The following is a 1,860-nucleotide window of genomic DNA, read 5'->3' as shown; positions in this document are numbered from 1 at the left end:
CTCACATTCCGCACCCTGAGGATAAGCCAGCGAGTGGAATGTTGCAGTGAAAAAATAAGCTCAACGAGCTGTAGCGATGATTTTTGAAGAAAAACCATCGCGGAAGATTTCTTTGCTATTATCCCAAATATACGGATTCATCCAAGCCGAGACTATGCAACACCCGTCGCTCTTCCTTGCTCAATGAGCCGACGATCTGTCGAAGTCGGGTGCCGTCCGGCAGGCGCAGCACCGCGGTCTTCCGGTACGTGAAGATTTGGAAGATCGCCGCTGCTGTCGGCTTGCGCAGAATACGCCCGCCTGCTCCTCGCATCGGCTTTTGCTCGGTGATGTGTTGACGAATACGGCGTTGGAATACCCGGTAGATCGTAAGCGCCAGCAAAAACAAATACCCCAATACCTTTACGCGCTCCGGTTTTTTCAGATAGATTTCATCGGTATAGACGGGATCCTTGAGAAAGGAGAAATTCATTTCTACATGGATTTGGCCTTTGTACAGTCCAAGCAGTGCGGTTCCGTCTCTCTCTTCTCCCCGCCATTGCGTGGGCAGGGTGGTTCCCAGCACGAAACGAGAAGCTCGGCGGTGCGCTTCCTCAAACCGCGCGTCGTCCGGCGACACGGTGATCTGTAACGCATACACCGTATCCACCTGCGGCGTTTCTCCTTTTTTGGGGCGTCCTCGTTTTTTTCGAACGACTTCTTGAGAAACAACGCTCACCTCGACTTGATGAAACCGGGGCGCCTGTTCACGCCGGAACGTTTCCGCCGCTTGCTCAGCGTCTGCCCGGCAATGCCAAGGTGTGTTGGCGGCTTCTTTTGCAGCTTGCTCAAGCTGGTCGGCTTCCTTCTCACGCGCACGGGTTAACGTCTTTTCCTTCTTCTTGTCCAACGCACTGGACTCGACCACGATCAAGCGGAGCGAATGCCCCTCGTGCTCCGCCTCGGTGGCGAACCAGCGGTAAGTCGCCCCTTTCTTGGATGTGACAAACCGGACGTTCTCGGTCCAGGTGGTCGCCTCGGCATCCGCTGCCGCAAGTGCTGCTTTGACGACCTTCAGATGATTGGGAACTCGCGTTAACAGATAGGCGCCGGCACGTTTTGCCGCATCAAGACTGGACTTGCTCATCACCGCTGAATCCGCTACGTACAGAAAGTCGTCCAGTTTGGCAGCAGCGCACTGGGCATGAAGCTTTTCCAGCACCTCCGGATTCCAGGTTTTGTCCGACTTGTTCCCGTCGTGGACATCGCCATAGAGCGGAATACCGTCTGTATTGCCGATCAAACCGAATTGAATTTGCTTGGCGCCGCGCCGGTCGCGACTGTAGCCTTCGACAATTTGCAGCGCTTCCGTCGGTTGGGTATAGGCTCCGTACACGGACATGCTGGTCGTATCTCCGTGAAATACGCCCATCGGAATGCGTTCGTGTTGATACACCTGTAGTTGGAAGGCCGAGTACACCGCATGAATATCCGCTTCATGCAAACGGTCCAAGTGCCGTCCGAGTGCGTCATCATTGAACCAAGCGGCTTGCAGACCGGGACGAACAAGAGCATCCAGATCCAGCTGTGCCGCCCATTTGTCCACGTGAACCAAGGCGTTTCGTCCGCTCAGGATGTCGAGTACCAGCAATTGAACGGCTTCGCCTACGGTCGTCCGGCACTGCGGGTCGACGGGGACGAGTTGGTCTATTTTTTTGCGCAAGCCCAATTGATTCATGATTCCGCTTACCAACGGCAAATAACCCATTTCGTACACGCGTTCGATCTCCATACGATTCCATCCGCCCCCCGCTTCATTCTCTGAATCTAGCATACACCATAATTCGCCATTTTCAGAGCCCCAAGGGTGCGGAATGTGAG

Annotated in this window: 1 protein-coding gene; it reads right to left on the bottom strand. The window is 54.7% G+C overall.

Annotated elements, in window-relative coordinates; all coding sequences use genetic code 11:
* Window positions 1–118: 118 nt before the first annotated feature.
* The gene (locus tag WBG83_RS22295) at window positions 119–1,771 is read right to left on the bottom strand and encodes an IS1634 family transposase (RefSeq protein WP_336747584.1); all 1,653 of its coding nucleotides are present in this window, start codon (window positions 1,769–1,771) and stop codon (window positions 119–121) included.
* Window positions 1,772–1,860 lie beyond the last annotated feature (89 nt).

It is taken from the genome of Paenibacillus sp. y28, from assembly GCF_037137075.1.
In the GTDB taxonomy this organism is placed as follows: domain Bacteria; phylum Bacillota; class Bacilli; order Paenibacillales; family NBRC-103111; genus JBBBNV01.
The sequence above is the reverse complement of the archived record's forward strand: the minus strand, read 5'-3'. Positions and strand labels throughout refer to the sequence as shown.